The organism is Sinorhizobium sp. FG01 (assembly GCF_002531875.1).
GTDB lineage: Bacteria > Pseudomonadota > Alphaproteobacteria > Rhizobiales > Rhizobiaceae > Sinorhizobium > Sinorhizobium fredii_C.
Window position 1 is genome coordinate 187,264 of sequence record NZ_NWTB01000005.1, and the last position, 18,648, is coordinate 205,911.

The 18,648-nt window shown below is 64.0% G+C and carries 18 protein-coding genes and 2 pseudogenes; 11 read left to right on the top strand and 9 right to left on the bottom strand.

Annotated elements, in window-relative coordinates; all coding sequences use genetic code 11:
• Positions 1-62: 62 nt before the first annotated feature.
• From CO656_RS09070 to CO656_RS09090, 5 genes are all read left to right on the top strand, one after another.
• Positions 63-1,190, top strand: a complete 1,128-nt coding sequence (locus CO656_RS09070) for a sn-glycerol-3-phosphate import ATP-binding protein UgpC (protein ID WP_097525502.1) — start codon at positions 63-65, stop codon at positions 1,188-1,190.
• On the top strand, positions 1,187-2,179 hold the full coding sequence (locus CO656_RS09075) for an endonuclease/exonuclease/phosphatase family protein (RefSeq protein WP_179864734.1): 993 nt from the start codon (positions 1,187-1,189) through the stop codon (positions 2,177-2,179). The genes CO656_RS09070 and CO656_RS09075 overlap by 4 nt, the downstream gene beginning before the upstream one ends.
• A 177-nt stretch (positions 2,180-2,356) precedes the next feature.
• A complete protein-coding gene (gene gshB, locus CO656_RS09080; protein ID WP_097525504.1) occupies positions 2,357-3,304 on the top strand; it encodes a glutathione synthase in 948 nt (315 codons plus the stop codon).
• 166 nt (positions 3,305-3,470) lie between these two features.
• Entirely contained in the window at positions 3,471-5,003 is a 1,533-nt protein-coding gene (locus tag CO656_RS09085; RefSeq protein ID WP_097525505.1) for a YifB family Mg chelatase-like AAA ATPase, read from the top strand.
• A gap of 54 nt (positions 5,004-5,057) precedes the next feature.
• Positions 5,058-5,594 carry a hypothetical protein gene (locus CO656_RS09090; protein WP_210421634.1) on the top strand — a complete coding sequence of 179 codons (537 nt, stop codon included), beginning with the start codon at positions 5,058-5,060 and terminating at the stop codon, positions 5,592-5,594.
• Positions 5,595-5,880: 286 nt separating this feature from the next.
• Here the strand turns inward: CO656_RS09090 and cysK are convergent, their stop codons facing one another.
• A complete protein-coding gene (gene cysK / locus CO656_RS09100) occupies positions 5,881-6,849 on the bottom strand; it encodes a cysteine synthase A (RefSeq protein WP_037420937.1) in 969 nt (322 codons plus the stop codon).
• A gap of 282 nt (positions 6,850-7,131) precedes the next feature.
• Between cysK and CO656_RS09105 the strand changes: the two genes are divergently transcribed.
• Positions 7,132-7,764, top strand: coding sequence for a LysE family translocator (locus CO656_RS09105; RefSeq protein ID WP_097525508.1), 633 nt, complete (start codon positions 7,132-7,134; stop codon positions 7,762-7,764).
• Between the two features lie 212 nt (positions 7,765-7,976).
• Positions 7,977-8,576: a gamma-glutamylcyclotransferase gene (locus CO656_RS09110; RefSeq protein ID WP_348627677.1), complete on the top strand. Its 600-nt coding sequence runs from the start codon at positions 7,977-7,979 to the stop codon at positions 8,574-8,576.
• Here the strand turns inward: CO656_RS09110 and CO656_RS09115 are convergent.
• The gene (locus CO656_RS09115; RefSeq protein ID WP_097525510.1) at positions 8,554-8,859 is read right to left on the bottom strand and encodes an NIPSNAP family protein; all 306 of its coding nucleotides are present in this window, start codon (positions 8,857-8,859) and stop codon (positions 8,554-8,556) included. The genes CO656_RS09110 and CO656_RS09115 overlap by 23 nt on opposite strands.
• The gene (locus CO656_RS09120; protein ID WP_097525511.1) at positions 8,859-9,770 is read right to left on the bottom strand and encodes a DMT family transporter; all 912 of its coding nucleotides are present in this window, start codon (positions 9,768-9,770) and stop codon (positions 8,859-8,861) included. Before CO656_RS09120 ends, CO656_RS09115 begins: the two co-directional genes overlap by 1 nt.
• A gap of 136 nt (positions 9,771-9,906) precedes the next feature.
• Here CO656_RS09120 and CO656_RS09125 point away from each other — a divergent pair, with 136 nt between their 5' ends.
• The gene (locus CO656_RS09125; RefSeq protein WP_097525512.1) at positions 9,907-10,341 is read left to right on the top strand and encodes an Lrp/AsnC family transcriptional regulator; all 435 of its coding nucleotides are present in this window, start codon (positions 9,907-9,909) and stop codon (positions 10,339-10,341) included.
• Positions 10,342-10,399: 58 nt separating this feature from the next.
• Here CO656_RS09125 and dut read toward each other — a convergent pair whose 3' ends face one another.
• The gene (gene dut, locus CO656_RS09130; protein ID WP_097525513.1) at positions 10,400-10,876 is read right to left on the bottom strand and encodes a dUTP diphosphatase; all 477 of its coding nucleotides are present in this window, start codon (positions 10,874-10,876) and stop codon (positions 10,400-10,402) included.
• Positions 10,877-10,968: 92 nt separating this feature from the next.
• Here dut and CO656_RS09135 point away from each other — a divergent pair, with 92 nt between their 5' ends.
• Positions 10,969-12,552 (top strand): peptide chain release factor 3, encoded by a 1,584-nt coding sequence (locus tag CO656_RS09135; RefSeq protein ID WP_097525514.1) that lies wholly within the window; start codon positions 10,969-10,971, stop codon positions 12,550-12,552.
• 171 nt (positions 12,553-12,723) lie between these two features.
• Here CO656_RS09135 and CO656_RS09140 read toward each other — a convergent pair whose 3' ends face one another.
• The 3 genes and pseudogenes from CO656_RS09140 to CO656_RS09150 all read right to left on the bottom strand — a co-directional run.
• Positions 12,724-13,416, bottom strand: a complete 693-nt coding sequence (locus CO656_RS09140) for a phenylalanine--tRNA ligase beta subunit-related protein (RefSeq protein WP_097525515.1) — start codon at positions 13,414-13,416, stop codon at positions 12,724-12,726.
• Positions 13,417-13,430: 14 nt separating this feature from the next.
• Positions 13,431-14,335, bottom strand: a pseudogene (locus CO656_RS09145) (DMT family transporter).
• A gap of 179 nt (positions 14,336-14,514) precedes the next feature.
• Positions 14,515-15,321: pseudogene (locus CO656_RS09150) on the bottom strand (AraC family transcriptional regulator); the annotation flags it as partial.
• Between the two features lie 102 nt (positions 15,322-15,423).
• Between CO656_RS09150 and CO656_RS09155 the strand changes: the two are divergent.
• Both CO656_RS09155 and CO656_RS09160 read left to right on the top strand, forming a co-directional pair.
• Complete coding sequence (locus CO656_RS09155) at positions 15,424-15,948, top strand: helix-turn-helix transcriptional regulator (RefSeq protein WP_037420913.1); 525 nt, start codon at positions 15,424-15,426, stop codon at positions 15,946-15,948.
• 75 nt (positions 15,949-16,023) lie between these two features.
• On the top strand, positions 16,024-17,007 hold the full coding sequence (locus tag CO656_RS09160) for an NAD(P)-dependent oxidoreductase (RefSeq protein WP_097525516.1): 984 nt from the start codon (positions 16,024-16,026) through the stop codon (positions 17,005-17,007).
• Positions 17,008-17,268: 261 nt separating this feature from the next.
• Here CO656_RS09160 and CO656_RS09165 read toward each other — a convergent pair whose 3' ends face one another.
• A complete protein-coding gene (locus CO656_RS09165; RefSeq protein WP_037420907.1) occupies positions 17,269-17,673 on the bottom strand; it encodes a GFA family protein in 405 nt (134 codons plus the stop codon).
• A gap of 80 nt (positions 17,674-17,753) precedes the next feature.
• The gene (gene iolB, locus CO656_RS09170) at positions 17,754-18,554 is read right to left on the bottom strand and encodes a 5-deoxy-glucuronate isomerase (protein WP_097525517.1); all 801 of its coding nucleotides are present in this window, start codon (positions 18,552-18,554) and stop codon (positions 17,754-17,756) included.
• Positions 18,555-18,648 lie beyond the last annotated feature (94 nt).

The window sequence follows — 18,648 nt, forward strand, 5'->3', positions numbered from 1 at the left end:
AGGCGCGGCGGGTTTTAGATCCGTTCCCGCTCCGCATTCCTCATTGACCAACGGAGCTAGCCATGGCGGCGATCGATATCGCAGAGGTCTCTAAAATCTACTCGGGCAATGTCGAGGCCGTAAAGTCGGTCTCGATCGACATTGCCGACGGCGAGTTCATCGTGCTCGTAGGCCCCTCCGGCTGCGGCAAGTCCACGCTTCTGCGCATGGTCGCCGGGCTGGAGACGATCTCGAAAGGCAGCGTGACGATCGGCACGCGCCTCGTCAACGATGTCGATCCGGCCGAACGCGACATCGCCATGGTCTTCCAGAATTATGCGCTCTATCCGCACATGACGGTTTACCAGAACCTGGCCTATGGCCTCAGGAACCGGAAGACGCCGAAGGCGGAGATCGACGCGCGCGTCGCGGAAGCCGCGCGGATGCTGGAGATCGAGCCCTATCTCGACCGCAAACCGCGGGCGCTTTCGGGCGGCCAGCGCCAGCGCGTCGCCATGGGCCGGGCGATCGTCCGCAAGCCGGCCGCTTTTCTCTTCGACGAGCCGCTTTCGAACCTCGATGCGAAGCTGCGGGCCTCGATGCGCGGCGAGATCAAGCGGTTGCAGAAGCGGCTCGGTACCACCTCGCTCTACGTGACCCACGACCAGCTTGAGGCGATGACGCTCGCCGATCGGCTGGTGGTGCTGAACGGCGGCCGCATCGAGCAGATCGGCCGGCCGCTCGAGGTCTATCACGCACCGGCCTCGACCTTCGTCGCGAGCTTCATCGGCTCGCCGGCGATGAACCTCCTCAAGGGCATGCTCGAAGGCGGCCGCCTGCATATCGGCACGCATGCGATCGACCTCGACTATCCGGCGCCGACCCGGGGGCCGGTGACCGTCGGGCTCAGGGCGGAAGACTTGCGCCCGGCATCTGCCGGCGAGCAGGCCTTGCTCTTCCGCGTCGACTATGTCGAGGAACTCGGAGCACAACGCCTGGTGCACGGCGCGGTCGAGGATCAGCCGCTGACCGTCGCGTTGCCGCCGGAAACGCCGCTTTCCAGCGAGCTTGCCATCGCCATCCCGATGGATCGCCTGCATTTCTTCTCGGCGGAGAACGGCAAGCGGCTTCATCGTCAAGAGCGGACGGATGGCATGGCCGGTGCCGCGCCGGCCCGTCCGCACGCCGTGAATTTGGAGCCTGTGTCGTGATTGAGAAAGCCGTATCGACCCTTGCTGTTCCTTCGCGAGAGCACCGCGAGGGCATTGCCCGGACGGAACGCAGCATCCCTACCCATGACGCGATCATGGCCGGGATCGAGGCGATGAACACGATCGAGGTCGGCGGCGCCGCCACGACGCCAGCGCCGCTTGCCTTTCCCTTCACTGTTGCTGCCTGGAACCTCGAGCGCTGCCTGTTTCCCGAAGAAAGCGCCGAGCATCTCCGCGCGACCGGGGCGCGGCTCGTGCTGCTTTCGGAGATGGACAACGGCATGGCCCGCACCGGCCAGCGCCACACGACGGCCGAGATTGCGAGCGCGTTGGAAATGCAATACGCCTACGGCGTCGAGTTCATCGAGCTCGGCCTCGGCTCCGATACCGAGCGCGAATTCTGCAAGGACGACTTCAACGACAAGGGCTTCCACGGCAATGCCTTGCTGACCGCCGTGCCCCTCCGGCGTCCCTTCCTGTTGCGGCTTTGCGGGGAGCGCCTGTGGTTCAGGGACGACACCGATCAGCCGCGTCTCGGCGAGCGCTGCGCCGTCGGTGCCGTCATCGACACCGAAGCGGGTCCCTTCGTCGCCGTTTCCACGCATTTGGAAAGCGCCACGACCGCCGCCTATCGCGAGCGGCAGATGAAGGAACTGATCGATCAGCTGGACACCGCCTTTCCCGAACTTCCGATCCTGATCGGCGGCGATCTCAATACGGGAAACCATATCGGCGGCGATTTCGAGGCGGAGGGCCTCTTTGCGGCGAGCGCTGCACGCGGCTTCACCCGCCACGGCGGACCGCTCGATCAAATGACCACCCGTCCGAGCCTGATCACCCGTTGGCCGAAACGGGCGATGAAGCTCGACTGGTTCTTAGCGCGGGGGCTGAAGATCGGCGAGAGCCGCATCGTTCCCTCGCTCGACACCTCAGGGCGGCCGCTCTCCGATCACGACCTCATCACCTGCCTCGTCGAGGGTTTCCAATAGGCGCCGGTCTCCTTGCCTAAGCGCCTTGCGCATTCTACATGTGGCGGGCCTCCTGTGGCGGTGTCCGCCGTTGCGGGTGCATGATCGTCGCGGTAGCGCTTTGAATTGCTGTATGATTTCGCCGAAGCGATTTCCGCCTTGGGCGAATGCGGCAGGGGAACCAACGGGAACGGGAAAATGGCAGGAATCGTCAATGTCGGGGTCCAAATGGACCATGTCTCGGGCATCACCATTGCGGGCGATTCCACCTTTGCCATGAGCCTCGAGGCACAGGCGCGCGGGTACCGGCTGTTCCACTACACGCCCGACAAGCTGTCGCTGCGTGACGGCAAGGTCTATGCGACCGCGCAGCAGATGACGCTGCGCGACGTCAAGGGCGACCATTTCACGCTGGACGAGCCCGAGCGGATCGATCTTTCGACCATGGACGTCATCCTGCTTCGCCAGGATCCGCCCTTCGACATGGCCTATATCACCTCGACGCATCTTCTGGAGCGGCTTCACCCGAAGACGCTCGTCGTCAACGACCCGGCCTGGGTGCGCAATTCGCCGGAGAAAATCTTCGTCACCGAATTTCCCGACCTGATGCCGCGGACGCTGATCACGCGGGATGCGAGCGAGATCGCCCGCTTCCGCGAGGAGATGGGCGACATCATCCTGAAGCCGCTCTACGGCAATGGCGGCGCCGGGGTCTTCCATTCGGCGCGCGACGATCGCAATCTCTCGTCGCTGCTTGAAATGTTCGGCCAGATGTTTCGCGAGCCCTTCATTGCCCAGGAATATCTGCCGGCGGTCCGAAAGGGCGACAAACGCATCCTGCTCGTCAATGGCGAGCCGGTTGGCGCCATCAACCGCGTCCCGGCCGAACACGACGCCCGCTCCAACATGCATGTCGGCGGCCGCGCCGAGGCGACCGAGCTCACCGCTCGCGAGAAGGAAATCTGCGCCCGCATCGGACCGGCGCTGAAAGAACGCGGCTTCCTCTTCGTCGGCATCGATGTCATCGGGGATTACATGACCGAAATCAACGTCACTTCGCCGACTGGCATCCGCGAGGTCAAGAAGTTCGGCGGCGCCGATGTCGCCAGCATGCTCTGGGATGCAATCGAAAAGAAACGCGGCTGACCTCCGCAATCGTTTAGGAACGTTCGACCTGCCCGGTCGGCACACGCCGATTTCACCTCACGCGCGTTTGTTCTATTATTGTTCTTGTTTTTGAGCGCGTACCGTGCAAGATTTGGCTTGCTACCGGCGGCGGTTGTGCGGTGCAGGCTGGAGCAATGGGGGCATCATGGTCGCGCGCGTCAGCACGGTTGCGTTTCAGGGTATCGAGGGCGTTCCGGTCGACGTCCAGGTAATGGTGGCTCCTGGCAAGGTCGGCATGCAGATCGTCGGGCTGCCGGACAAGGCCGTTGCCGAAAGCCGCGAACGCGTCCAGGCGGCGCTGCACGCCTCGGGCCTGGCGCTGCCGGCCAAGCGGGTCACCGTCAATCTGGCGCCGGCCGACCTGCCCAAGGAAGGCAGCCATTTCGACCTCGCCATCGCGCTCGGCCTGATGGCGGCGCTCGGCGCCATCCCAGCGGATGCACTTTCCGGCTTTGTGGTCATCGGCGAGCTTAATCTCGACGGCACGATCGCTCCAGTTGCCGGCGCGCTGCCGGCGGCGATCGGGGCCAATGGACTCGGCAAGGGGCTGATCTGCCCAGCCCAAAGCGGCGCTGAAGCGGCCTGGGCCGGCGCCGAGATCAATATCCTGGCGCCGCGCAGCCTGATTGCCATCGCCAATCATTTCCGCGGCACGCAGGTGCTCTCCCGCCCCGAACCGGCGGTCCGGGCGGCCGCCGCCGATCTTCCCGATCTCGCCGACATCAAGGGCCAGGAAAGCGCCAAACGGGCGCTGGAGGTCGCGGCCGCCGGCAATCACAATCTCCTGATGGTAGGCCCTCCCGGTTCCGGCAAGTCGATGCTGGCGTCGCGTCTGCCGTCCATCCTGCCGCCGCTCTCCCCAGCCGAGCTGCTCGAAGTGTCGATGATCCATTCGATCGCCGGGCAATTGGCGGGCGGCAAGCTCTCCGACCGCCGGCCGTTCCGTGCGCCGCACCATTCCGCCACCATGGCGGCGCTGATCGGCGGCGGTTTGCGGGCAAAACCCGGGGAGGCGTCGCTCGCCCATCATGGCGTCCTGTTTCTCGACGAGTTTCCGGAGTTTCCCCCGCAGGTGCTCGATGCGCTGCGCCAGCCGCTCGAAACCGCCGAATGCGTCATTGCGCGCGCCAATCACCGTGTGAGCTACCCGGCGGCGATCCAGCTCGTCGCCGCGATGAACCCCTGCCGCTGCGGCATGGCCGGCGAGCCGGGCCGCAGCTGCGCCCGCGGCCCGCGCTGCATGGCCGATTACCAGGCGCGGATTTCCGGTCCGCTGATGGACCGCATCGATATCCGCATCGACGTGCCCGCCGTCAGTGCCGCCGACCTCATCCGCCCCGGCACGGCGGAGGCAAGCGCCGTCGTCGCGCGCCGCGTCGCCCGCGCCCGCGAGCTGCAGCGGGGTCGCCTCGCCGCCCTCGGCCATCCGGAATTGACGAGCAATGCCCGGGCATCGACGGCGATGATCGAGAGAATCGCCGAACCCGACTCGGCGGGGCTGCAGCTCCTCAGGGACGCCGCGGAAAAGATGAAGTTCTCGGCGCGCGGCTATCACCGTGTACTGAAGGTGGCCCGCACGCTCGCCGATCTCGACGAAGCACCGACCGTCGGACGGATCCATCTCGCCGAAGCGATCTCCTATCGCGTCGCCGGCGAGCGCCTGCCGGTAGCGGCGTAGCGCTCGCCTGGCCCAGTTGCACAAATCCAAGTCCATCTCTTAAGGCCCGCTATCGTGTTCCCCTTCAACGGCACCTTCCAACCAAACGGTTTCGTTATGCCGCTCGCCCTTGTGGCAGGCATTCTCCTTGGACCGGCCGTGGGGTCGGCAGTGTCCGAGAACCCAAGCAAGCTCTCCTATGGGGCGAGAATCGGCATGACGATGACGATCGTTTCGAAGGAGGGAATTGGAACGGCAAACGCTGTGATCCGCCTGAAGCACACGCCGCAGGACGCGAAAGTCTTCTGCGTCGAATATCTCCGCGATGACTCGTTGCGCTGCATTGGAGACGTGATCGCGACGACGAAGCTCGCTGACCGCGTCACCGGCAATTGCGTCGAGCGCACCTGGACGGACATGCATGGCTCCAGCTATTCCTTTCACGGCTCCGCCAGGCAGTCTCCTGAAATGATCAAGAAAGGGCTGCTGTCGGAGACGGACTATCTCATCCGCCGCGACGGTGACGAGGCTTTTCTCCCAAACCTTTCGCTTGCCTCCTACGCCGAGAGGCTCGAAATTTTTCAAAGCCTTTGCCCCGGAATTGCGAAATAGCGCCACGAAACGGCGAAGCGTGCTGCACTACAGCGTCCGCGCCCCCTTTCAGGCGATCGCGATCAGGGACGGCGGGATGAACCTTTCATCGCCGAGTTCGCCTCGAAGATGAGATCGATGAGGGAGGTGCGGAGAATGCGAAAGCGGCTTCGACCAAGGCCGACCTCATGAACAAGCCCAGCGATTGGCACGAGATCGTCGTGTCGCTGAACAGCGAAGGGATCGAGCGCGGTATGGGCGGAAAACCGAGCACCTCCTCTCATCCCGCTCCGCAGTGCCCGCGCCTCTACCCGCCCAGCCCCTCGAAAAGCACCGTCGAAAGATAACGCTCCGCAAAGGACGGAATGATCACCACGATCATCTTGCCGGCATTCTCCTCGCGCCGGCCGACTTCGATCGCCGCCTGGAGCGCGGCGCCGGAGGAGATACCGACCGGCACGCCTTCGAGCGTGGCGACGAGCCGTGCCACTTCGACCGCTTCGCCCGCATTCACGGTGACGACCTCGTCATAGATCGAGGTGTCGAGGATCGGCGGCGCGAAGCCAGCGCCGATGCCCTGGATCTTGTGCGGTCCCGGCGTGCCGCCCGAGAGAACCGGCGACTCCTCGGGCTCGACGGCAATCACCTTGACCGACGGCTTGCGCGCCTTCAGCACTTGACCGGCGCCGGTGATCGTGCCGCCGGTGCCGATGCCGGAAACAAGGATATCGACGCTGCCTTCGGTGTCGTTCCAGATTTCCTCGGCGGTCGTCCTGCGATGGATTTCCGGATTGGCCGGGTTTTCGAACTGTTGCGGGATGATGGCGTCGGGCAGCGTCTCGGTGAGTTCCTGCGCCTTGGCGATGGCGCCCTTCATGCCCTTTGCCCCTTCGGTCAGCACCAATTCGGCGCCGAGCAGCGACAGCATCTTGCGCCGCTCGACCGACATCGTTTCGGGCATGGTGAGGATCAGCCTGTAGCCTTTAGCGGCGGCCACGAAGGCAAGCGCTATGCCGGTATTGCCCGATGTCGGCTCGATCAGCGTCGTCCGGCCGGGCTCGATCTTGCCCTCCGCCTCAAGCGCTTCGATCATCGCGACGCCGATGCGGTCCTTGACCGAGGCGATCGGATTGAAGAACTCGAGCTTGGCAAGCAGGTTCGCCTTCACGCCCTTTTCGCTGGCGAGCCTGTCCAGCCGCACGATGGGAGTGTCGCCGATCGTTTCGGTGATTGATGAAAAGACGCGGCCGCGGCCGGGCTTGCGCGCTTCTGGCATTGTGCTTCTCCCGTTGCTCAAGATGGTTGTCATGAGAATAGGAACAATCAACGGTCCATTCCAGAGCGGGAAAGCGCCGGATGCGGGCAGGCGAAGGAAAAAGCGATAGCAAACCCGCCGGTTGGAGCATGTTTTTCCGGTCGGTGGATAGCACGGCGTGGAAAGTTCCGCTTGAGAACGCCGCACCATCGCTCGCAAAAATTGACCCGGTGACAAGAACGGCGTTGCTAGCGACTCGTTGAGCCGTGCACGTTCCGGAAAAATTGCGGAAGGGGAACGGCCTTGCCCGAAACTCACAATCTCATCGGCTTCGCGCTGATTGCGCTCGGCATGGTACTGACGCCGGGACCGAACATGATCTACCTGATCTCCCGTTCGATCTGCCAAGGCCCGGGCGCCGGCCTTGTCTCGCTCGGCGGCGTGGCACTCGGCTTCGTCTTCTACATGGTCTTCGCCGCGCTCGGCATCACCGCCCTGTTGCTCGCGGTTCCCTTCGCCCACAACGTGCTGTGCTTCGCCGGCGCACTCTATCTCCTCTTCCTCGCCTGGCAGGCCGTGAAGCCCGGCGGTCGCTCGCCGTTCCAGGTCCGCGACCTGCCGCAGGACGGACCGCGCAAGCTCTTCGTCAGGGGCCTCGTCACCAGCCTGCTCAATCCGAAGGTGGCGGCGCTCTACCTTTCGCTGCTGCCGCAGTTCATCCGACCGGAATCCGGAAGCGTGCTCCTGCAGTCGCTCGTTTTCGGCAGCCTGCAGATCGCAATCAGCGTCAGCGTCAATGTGCTGATCGCGGTGACCGCCGGGTCGATCGCCGCCTTCCTCGCAGGCCGGCCCCTCTTCATGCTGGTGCAGCGCTGGATGATGAGCACCGTGCTCGCCAGCCTCGCCGTCAGCATGGCTGCCGAGGCGCGCCGGTAGGCGAGGTCACCCGTGAAAGGCCAGCTTGCACCCGGGGGACCGTTGCGCGATCCTCTTCGGCGGAGATTTTGACCATGTCCGGCAGATCAACATCCTTCAGCTTGACCGCGGCCCATGTTGCGCAGGTCCACAGAGCGATTGCGGACGGCGGTCCGGGATCCGGAGCGCAACTGCACACAGATGCGGACTATGACCACTGGGTGGCGCGGATAATGAAGTGCCATCCGGCTCCGGGCTTGCCAACCTTGCTCTTCGCCTATGGATCACTGATCTGGAGGCCGGAGATCGAGCATGTCAGGGAAGAGATCGGCATCGCCCGGGGCTGGCATCGTTCGTTCTGCTTGCGGATGCTTCGCTTTCGGGGCACACCCGATGAGCCGGGTCTGATGATGGCCCTCGACCGCGGCGGGCAGTGCCGCGGCGTTCTCTACGAACTGCCGAACGACGACCTCGAAGGCCAGCTCGGAAGGCTGTTCCGGCGTGAGTTCACCTATAAGCCGCCCAACAGCATGCCCCGCTGGATCAAGGTCGAGACGGGGCAGGGATCCGTTCCCGCTCTGGGTTTCGTCATGAACCGCGCTTCGTCATTCTATACCGGAAGCCTTCCTCTCGAGGCCGTCGCCGAAGTCCTGGCGCGCGCCTGCGGCCATGTCGGCTCGGGCGCGGAGTATCTCCTCAACACGGTAACGCATCTTGAAGCCAGGGGCATTCGAGATCGCAATTTGTGGCGCCTACAAGCGCTCGTAGCGGAGTGCATCGAGCGCGATGGAGCCGCGGCGTCAAGCGAGCTCATTCAAACACTGGACGCATGAAGCTGCGCTCGTAGCTTAGAATGCAGCGCGTCTCCTCGGCATAGGCGAAGGCCGCTTGGCATTCAGGATCGGCGGCCATCTGCTCGCGATAGGTCTCGTAGGCTGCGAGCGAGGGAAAGCTGAAGAGCGCGAGCGCAATATTGTTGGCGCCCTCATGCGGCATGAAATAGCCGTGATGGCTGCCGCCGAGCCGGTTCACCAGCGGAATCCAGAGCTTGGCGTAATGCTCGAATTCCTTGAGCTTGTAAGGATCGATGACGTATTTCAAATAGCAGGTGATCATCAGGCGCTCCGTTCGGCGTGCTGCTTGATACGTGGGGCCGAACGAAGCGTCCAGCCGAGATTGGTGCCGGCCGCTGCCAGCAGGATCGCGGCCGATCCCAGGATCTGCACGGGCTGCAATTGGTGCCCGAAGGCAATGCGGTCGACCAGGATTGCGGCGATCGGGTAGATGAAAGAAAGCGCGCCCGTCACATGGGTCGGCAGCCGCTGGATCGCGCCATAGAGCAGGATGTACATGATGCCGGTGTGGACGACGCCGATGGTGATCAGCAAGGTCCACTGGATTGCGCTCTGCGGCAGCGGCGCCGTCATGGCAAAGGGGGCGAGCATCGCCGCGCCGGTCAAGACCTGGATCAGCGCGATAAGCTGCGGCGGCGTGCCCTTGAGCAGCTTGGTGACGATCGCCGCAATGGCGTAGAAGAAGGCGGCGCCGAGCGAGAGGGCGATCCCTGCGAGATAATGACCGGTTCCGGCTCCGCCCGCCGGCTTTGCGGAGACGATCGCCAGCATGCCGATGAAGGCGACCGAGAGCCAGAACAGCTTGGTTGGGGTGATCTTCTCGCCGAGGAAAAGCGCCCCGAGCCCGAGCAGCATGAAGGGCTGCGTGTTGTAGACCATCGTCGCAATCGAGATCGAGGCGTGCGAATAGGCTTCGAAAAGCAGCAGCCAGTTGACGACGATCGCCACACCGCCGAGCACGGAAAGCCCGACGACCTTCGGACGCAAGTGCCTGAGATCGATGAGGCCGAGGGCTGCGGCAAGGATTGCGAGCGTCACGGCCCCGAAGACGCAGCGCCAAAAGACGACGCCGGCGACCGGCTGTCCCGACATCAGTACGAACCAGCCGATCGTTCCCGATATCAGCATTGCCGCCGTCATTTCCGCGCTTCCGCGCCGCAAATCCTTGTTCATCGCTCTCGCTCCACTGATGACTTGACCGCCAGAGTAATGAGTCTGCTGATGCGAATATATGGATTGGCGAAGGAGATTGTGAGAGAATGCCTAATTGTGTAAGGGGAACTTCCCAAGTTGACTTACGGAGTTGCCGATGCTGGACGAACTTGACCGTCGTATCCTGGAAATTCTCGCCGCGAACGCCCGCGTGTCGCTGAAGGAACTCGCGCTGGAAGCGGGGCTCTCCTCGCCGAGCGCTGCCGAGAGGCTGCGCAAGCTAGACGAGCGTGGCGTGATCAACGGCTTTACCGTCTCCGTCAACCCGGCGCGGCTCGGCTATCCGCTGCAGGCGGTGGTCCGCGTCCGGCCGATGCCGGGCATGCTGCACATCGTCGAAAAACTGATCCAGGAGACACCGGAAATCGTCGAATGCGACAAGATCACCGGTGACGATTGCTTCATCGCCAAGATGCTCGTCCGTGACATGGGCGAGCTCGACACGATCCTCGATCGCATCGCCGAAAAGGCGCAGACCAACACCTCGATCGTTAAGTCGACGCCGGTCAAGCGGCGCCTGCCGCCGCTATAGATTCTTGTTTATGCATGTCGTTATCCCAAAACCGCTGCACACTTTTGGCGGACATGCATCAGTTAGCTCCCGTCGAGCCGAAACCGCCGGCGCCGCGCTCGGTCGGCGCGGCGCCGTCTGCCTCGCGGATCGCCACCTGGATCACCGGGGCGATCACCATCTGGGCGATGCGGATGCCGCGCTCGACGATGAAATCCGTCTCGCCGAGATTGATGAGCAGCACCTTCACTTCGCCGCGATAGTCGCTGTCGATCGTGCCCGGCGTGTTGAGGCAAGTGATGCCGTGCTTGAAGGCAAGTCCGGAGCGCGGTCGCACCTGGCCCTCGTGGCCGGCGGGGATCTCGAAGATGAAGCCCGTGGGCACCAGCGCGCGAGCGCCGGGCGCAATCGTCATCGGCTGATCAGCGGGCACGGCGGCTCGCAGGTCCATGCCCGCGGCCCCGGCCGTCTCATAGGCAGGCAGGTCGAGGTCTCGCGCGTGCGGCAGACGGACGAGAGCGAGAGCAGGGTGGTCTATGGAATTGTGCATGGCCATTCCGCCATAAGCAGGATCGGTCTCCCGGCAGTCAATTGCATATTGCCGTCCGAGCCTGTAAAGGACGCGGCAACTCACAGGATACTCAGATCATGGCCGAAAGCATTGCCGAGGCGGTTTCCCGCCGCCGCACATTTGCGATCATTTCGCACCCGGACGCCGGTAAGACGACCCTCACCGAAAAGCTGCTGCTCTTCGGCGGCGCGATCCAGCTCGCCGGCGAGGTGAAGGCCAAGAAGGACCGCATCCAGACCCGTTCCGACTGGATGAAGATCGAGCGCGAGCGCGGCATCTCGGTCGTCACCTCGGTGATGACCTTCGAATACGACGACACGGTCTTCAACCTGCTCGACACGCCCGGTCACGAGGACTTTGCCGACGATACCTATCGCACGCTGACGGCGGTCGACGCGGCCGTCATGGTGATCGACGCCGCCAAGGGCATCGAGCCGCGCACGCTCAAGCTCTTCGAGGTGTGCCGCCTGCGCGACATTCCGATCATTACCTTCGTCAACAAGATGGACCGCGAGAGCCGCGACCCCTTCGAGATCCTCGACGAGGTCGAGCAAAAGCTGGCACTCGACTGTGCGCCGGTCACTTGGCCGATCGGCCGTTCGAAAACCTTCTGCGGCACGTATCATCTTGCCACCAACGAGGTGCGCGGCGCCGACACGCAGGAGCGGCTGACCAAGGTCAACGATCCGGAAATGGCCTCGCATCGCCTGCCGGAGAACGAGCGCGACGCCTTCATCGAGGAGACGATGCTGGCGATCGAGGCCTGCAAGCCCTTCGACCGCAAAGCCTTCCTCGAGGGCCATCTGACGCCGGTCTTCTTCGGCTCGGCGCTCCGCAATTTCGGCGTTCGCGACCTGATCAATGCGCTCAGCGACTTCGCGCCGCCGCCGCGCGCCCAGGTCGCCGACATCCGCACCGTCGAGGCGACCGACGACCGGATGACCGCCTTCGTCTTCAAAATCCAGGCGAACATGGACCCGAACCACCGCGATCGCATCGCCTTCGTCCGTGTCTGCTCGGGCAAGCTCGAGCGCGGCATGAAGGCGCGCCTGTCGCGCACCGGCAAGCAGATGGGGCTTACCGCCCCGCAGTTCTTCTTTGCCTCGCAGCGCCAGCTCGCCGATACGGCCTTTGCCGGCGACGTGGTGGGCATCCCGAACCACGGCACGCTTCGGATCGGCGATACGCTGACGGAAGGCGAGCCGCTCGTTTTCCAAGGCGTGCCGAACTTCGCGCCGGAAATCCTCCGCCGCGTGCGGCTCGAGGACGCGATGAAGGCGAAGAAGCTGAAGGAGGCGCTGCAGCAGATGGCGGAGGAGGGCGTCGTGCAGCTCTTCTCCCCCGATGACGGTGCGCCTGCCATCGTCGGCGTTGTCGGCGCGCTGCAGCTCGACGTGCTGAAGGAGCGCCTGCAGGCGGAATACGGCCTGCCCGTCTCCTTCGAAATGTCGCGTTTCTCCGTCTGCCGCTGGGTCTCCGCCGACAATCCCGCCGAACTCGAAAAGTTTATCGCGGCGCGGCGCGGCGACATCGCCCGCGACCTCGATGGCGACCCGGTGTTCATGGCCCAGGACGGCTTCTCGCTGCGCTACGAGTCGGAACGCTACCCGGCGATCAAAATGGTGGCGATCAAGGAATATCACGTCGCCAAGGCGGCGTGATCGACCCCCACGAGAATGACATTCGCAGCGCGAGAATCAGTTGGGCGCAGCAAGTGATGGAACGCCTCCATCAAGCATGGATTTGATCCTCGCTGTCGCGGTTGGAACGCGCCTTAGCCGTTCAAAGCTTTTTGGCAGCAGTGAGGCGATGACCAAGCGAATGGTGGCCGTTCAGCAATCAAGACGCGGCGCCGTCCGGCCCAATATCGCGCATCGAGGCTCGACGGACCAGACGGCGCGGATGGCGGCGCCGAGTTCGTCGGTCAGCCGTTTCACGTCGGCCGCCGCGCCGGCATGCAGCGCCTCGGCGACGACCAGCACGCGCTTTGTCTCGTCGCGCACGGCCGAATAACCGCTCTGGCGGTTGGTCCAGCGTCGCGCATGGGCACGTTTCTCGGCGTCGGTGAAGATGACCTCCCGCGGCTCAGGATGTTCGATGTCGCCGGCAAATGTCATGTAGATCTCGTCGCCGTCAGCGTGCCGCACCTCGAGATGGGCCGCCACCTTGTCGAGATCGAAGACTGCGATCGGAATGGCAAAGGCGAGCGAAGCCGCATTGCAAAGATCGATCAGCGGATGGATTTTGGGTAGTGTTCCCTCCTTCCTGAACCGCCTGAGCAGCGCCTCGGAGGCTGAGCGATATTGCGTCGGCTTCATCCCCATGCGCGAAAAGGCGCGGCGCCAGGCCTGTATTTCGGGAAGATCACCCTCTGCGGCTTCTGCAAGTCGGGCTTTCGCGACGGCCTCGAACTCAGTGGCATGGGCTGCGACGGGCACGTCCCGATGGATGCCCTCGACATGGAGGACGCCCGCCGCAAGTTCGGGGAACTCTGTCCAGATATCGGTCGAGTGACGGAAATGCATGAGACTGCTCCTGTTCAATGAGGTTCGGGTCGTATCCGTAGGCTGCCCGGAGTCGTCGGTCTGGAACGGCCGAGGCAGAGCACCGCGGCAAGGACGCAGCCGATGCCGAGCAGCTGATGACGAGTCAGCGGCTCGCCGAGCACCGCAAAGGCGAAAAGCACGGCGGAAACGGGCGCAAGCGCTGTGAAGACCGACGCTTCGGTACCGCTCACCTTGGCCAGCCCCGCATACCAGAGCAGGAAGCCGCCGACGGTCGGCACCAGTGCATAATACGCGACGGCGTGGCCGTGGTTGTCGATCCGGCCCAGGGAACCTCCGCAAGCGCAATCGGCGCGGCGATCACGCCGCCGAGGCCGGCCATCAGACTGGATAGGGTCAGCGGTGGGATTGCGCGCTTCAAACGCTTGTTGAGGAGGATGAACAGCCCTTCGCAGATGACGGCGCAGAAGATCAGCACGCTACCGGTGAGCGAATGCATGCCGCCGGTCTCCGATCGAAAAACGATCGTCAGCACGCCTGCGGCGGCAAGAGCGATCGCGAGAAGCGTCGAGGGATGCGGTCTTTCACCAAGAATGACGATGGCGATCGCCGCCGAGACGACGGGAAGCGTACCGATGATCACGCCGGCATCTGCCGCGGGGGTGAGCTTCAAGCCGGAAATGAGCAGGGTCGTATAGCCGACGCTGCCGGCGCCGGCCTGCAGAAAAAGGATGAGCCAGTCGCCCCTTGGGAGCCGCGGCCACGGCGTTCGGGTTCGCCGCATCAGCAGCAGCAAGAGCGGGAAGGCGATGGCGAAACGCAGCGCCGTTGCGGTGAAAGGCGGCAGGCCGGCCGCGATGATCTTGCTCGCAGCAACCGTGCTCCCCACAAGAACCATCGCGAGAGAAAGATAGAAGTATCCCTGAGCTTGCTTCGACATGCTGCCCGCCATCCGTGATTGCTGACGGCAGAAAATCGGATAGGGGGGCGGAGGTCTTGAACGGAATTGCAGGTCCTAAAGCGCGTCGCATTCAACCATATTCATGCCACGCGCTTTGGGTCTTTGTTTTTGTGCATGTCGATGTCCCAAAACCGCTGCGCACTTTTGGGCGACATGCCGACAGCCCGCGCATAGGCGCCTGGCGAAAACCCATATTTGCGGACGAATAGCCGCGTCATATGGCTCTGGTCGGCAAAACCGCCGGCAATCGCCGCCTCCGCAAGCGGCGTGCTCTCGCCGATCAGCCGACGGACGATATCGATGCGCCGTTGCATGAGATAGGCATGCGGCGTCAGGCCGGTCGCCTTGGCAAAGCCGCGCACGACCTGGAAGCGGCTCAAGCCGCTTTCGCGGGCGAGGTCCGCCAAGGTGAGCGGCGTCAGCGGATCGTCGTCGATCAGACTGATCGCCGCTGCGATCGAAGCGGGCACTTTTTGCCCGGTGGCGGATCTGGGGACAAGATGCATCGCCTCGGCAAGCAACGTCACCGCCAGTTCTTCCCAGCGAAGCGTCGCCTCGGCGCCGACTGCGGTCGCTGCAGCCGCGAAGAGGGCGCGAAAGCGGGCCGCGAGGACAACGTTGCGGATGACCGGAACGGCGAACTCGCAGGTCCGCATTCGTCCTTCGCTGATGTCGCTGACGACAGCCTCGATCAGCGACGGCGCGAGATAGAGCATCCGCCAGGAGCGACCGGCGTCGCCGACCGGCGCGCCGTCGTGGACCTCGCCCGGATTGACGGTGATCACGTCGCCGGCTTCCGCCTCGACGGTGCCGCGCCCACTCAGCGAACTCTGCGCGCCTTGGTGAATGAGGCCGATGCCGAATTGCTCATGGGTGTGGCGCGCGAAGCGATGGCGTGTCGCGGCTTCGACCACGTCGACCCCGTCAATGCGGCGCGGCATCACCCTGAATTGGCCTTTCATCACGATCCGATCGCCGTCTGTGTTCTTCGTTGGGCCCGATGCTGGTATAGCCTTTCCGTTGTCCTGCGGCAAAGCGGCACGCGGTTCGGCTTCGAGGAGGTGGCAATGCTTTACACAGGACGCGCGTTGAAGCGCTTGCGCCTCATGCGCGGCATCAAGCAGAGCCACGTGGCGGAGCTCCTGGGCGTCACGCAGGCGACGGTATCGCGCTGGGAGACCGGCGTCCTGATGCCCGCCGAGGATCAGCGAGCCGCTCTCGAACGCCTCTTCGCACCTCAGGCATCCGCCGCCGATGCGGCCATCAGGCGGCTCGTCGAAACCTCGACAGCGCGCGTCCATCTGATTTGCGACCACTCGCATCGGCTGCTGGCGGCGTCGCCGGCCCGGCGGAAGGAATGGCGACGAGATATGCTCGGAACGCCGATGTTCCGTTATGCGTCGGAGGGCATTCAGCAGGCTGAGGCGACGCTTCAAGACCTTGGCTGGTATCACGGCCAGACGTCGTCGCTTGTCGTCGCGACGGGGCCGAACGGCCGCGACGACGTGCCGATCCTCGCGGGCAGCGTGCTGTGGGAACGCATTCCACTTTCGGACGGAGCGATCGGCCGCCTGGTGACGACGCTGACGTGATCGCGGGGGTATAATTTATGCCTTGTCGCTCCTCGCCGGCCGCGTTTAGCCTTCCAGGAAACGAGGAGCGAACGGATGACAATTCTGGTGACGGGAAGCGCTGGCCATCTCGGCGAGGCGCTGATGCGAGTATTGCGCCGGGCGGGGCGCCCGGTGCGCGGTGTCGACATCAAGCCCTCGGAATTCAGCGACCATCTCGGCTCGATCGCCGATCCCGTCTTCGTCCGGCACGCCGTCAAGGGCGTGCGAGCCGTCATCCATGCGGCGACACTGCACAAACCGCATGTGGCGACGCACGGCTATTCGGAATTCGTCGATACCAATATCACCGGGACGCTCAACCTGCTCGAGGCCGCAGCCGATGCGGGCGTCGGCGCCTTCGTCTTTACCAGCACCACCAGCGCTTTCGGTTCCGCGCTGACGCCGGCGCCTGGCGCGCCGGCCGCCTGGATCACCGAGGATGTCACGCCGATTCCACGCAATATCTACGGCACAAGCAAGCTTGCGGCGGAAGGACTCTGCGAACTCTTCGCCCGGCGGCACCGGCTGCCCACCCTCATTCTGCGCACCTCCCGATTTTTTCCCGAGGCCGACGACGATGCGGAAATCCGGGGCCGCTATGAAACGGAGAATGCTCAGGCGAACGAACTCCTCTACCGCCGGGCCGATGTCGAAGACGTGGTGAGCGCGCATCTGGCGGCGCTGGAGCGGGCAGAGGAGATTGGCTTCGGGCGCTATATCGTCTCGGCGCCGACGCCCTTTTCGCCTAACGACCTGGCCGAGCTCAGGACGGACGCCGCGCGCGTCGTCCTGCGCCGATTCCCGGAATGCGAAGCGTTCTATGCAGAGCGGGGCTGGAAGCTCTTTCCGTCGATCGACCGGGTTTATGTGAGTGCCCGGGCAATCTCGTCTCTCGGCTGGCGGCCCAAATATGATTTCCGGCACGCGCTTTCTTGCCTTCGCCGGGATGAGGATTTCCGAAGTCCCTTGGCGCGTGAGATCGGCTCGAAGGGCTACCATGATACGGTGTTCGCCGAGGGGCCCTATCCGGTGGCGTAGTGGTACGCGGAGATTGCGCGGGGTCGGATCTGCGGAGTACCCCTGGGTCGCACCCCCCTCTGCCCTGCCGGGCATCTACCCCGCATGGGGGGAGATCGGCAAGCGGCGATGTCCTGCTCAATCAACTACACTGAGACATGCCGTTGCCTCGGCGACCTCGGCATTGTCGGATTTAAGGTCGGCCAAGGCATTGCTTCTGGCCAATCTCCACCCTTGTGAGGGAGATGCCCGGCAGGGCAGAGGGGGTATCAACACCCTCTCTTATTCCCGCGGCCGCCCCGGCAGCGCGCTTATGTCGCCGACCCAAGGCAGGGCGGAGGAGCACCAGATCTGCGAACGCGGCGTGAGTTCGGCCCGCTGGTTGATCGTGCCGACACGGATGCCGATCTCCTCCGCGTCCTCATCCGTGCCCGTGGTATAGACCGGCGAGCCGCATTGCGGGCAGAAGAATTGCAGCCTTTTGCGCCCGTTCTCGGCGATCTTGACGTAGAGCTTCGGTTCGCCGCCGGTGAGCCGGAAGGAGGCGCGCGGCGCGCTCGCGGTCACGCGATAGGCGGAACCGGTGAGTTTCTGGCAATCGGTGCAGTGACAGATCGAGACGTCCTCGGGATCGATTTCCGCCTCATAGGTGACGAAGCCGCAATGGCACTGGCCGTCGATGTGCATGGGAGGGCTCCTCGTCGCTTTGCCTCAGCAAGATACGATAGGGCGCCCGCCCGTTTCGTCGAGTGTATTGCCGCCCCGGCTCAGATGCCGGTGAACAGCCACTCGTGTTCCTTGGCATTGTGGAACTTCCAGATCCGCTTCGGCCCGGCCATGACGTTGAGATAATACGAGTCGTAGCCGTGAATGGCGGCGACCGGATGGTAGCCCTTCGGGACGAGCGCCACGTCGCCGTCTTCCACCGCCATGGTCTCGTCGAGCGATCGGTCGTCCGTGTAGACGCGCTGCATGGCAAAGCCCTGCGGCGGGTTGAGGCGGTGGTAATAGGTTTCCTCGAGATAGCTTTCGGCCGGCAGGTTGTCCTGGTCGTGCTTGTGCGGCGGGTAGGAGGAGGTGTGGCCGCCCGGCGTGATCACCTCGACGACCAGCAGCGACTGAGCCGAGCCGTCGTCCTCCGGCATGATATTGGTGACGTAGCGGGTATTGGTGCCCTTGCCGCGCGTCATCTGCGGATGCGTGCCGGGGTGGATCACCTTCGCCTCGAAGCCTTCGCCACCGGGTGCGGAGCAGACGGCGAGCTCGAGGTCGGTCGTGGCTTCGGCCTGCCATGCGCTGCCCTTCGGCACATAGACGGCATATGGCTGACCCTCGAAGGGCGTCATGCGCTCGCCGAGTTCCCCGAAATCCTCGCCGTCGACGGAGATCTTCGCCCTGCCGCTGACAAGCACCAGGCAGAATTCCTTCTCGCCCGCTTCGCCGCCGGTCTTTTCCCCTGGCTTCAGCCGGTTAAGCGCGAAACCGACATAGGTCCAGCCGGCGCTCTCCGGCGTGATGTCCTGGACCAGACCGGTTTGCGCCTTCGGTTTGACGAGCAGTTTGGACATGTGACGGTCTCCTGATTTTCTTCCTTGTAGCCGCGTCTCGGCCCGCCCCTTTCCTCGGGTTTAACCCGAAGACTAACCCTCTCCCTGCAGGGGG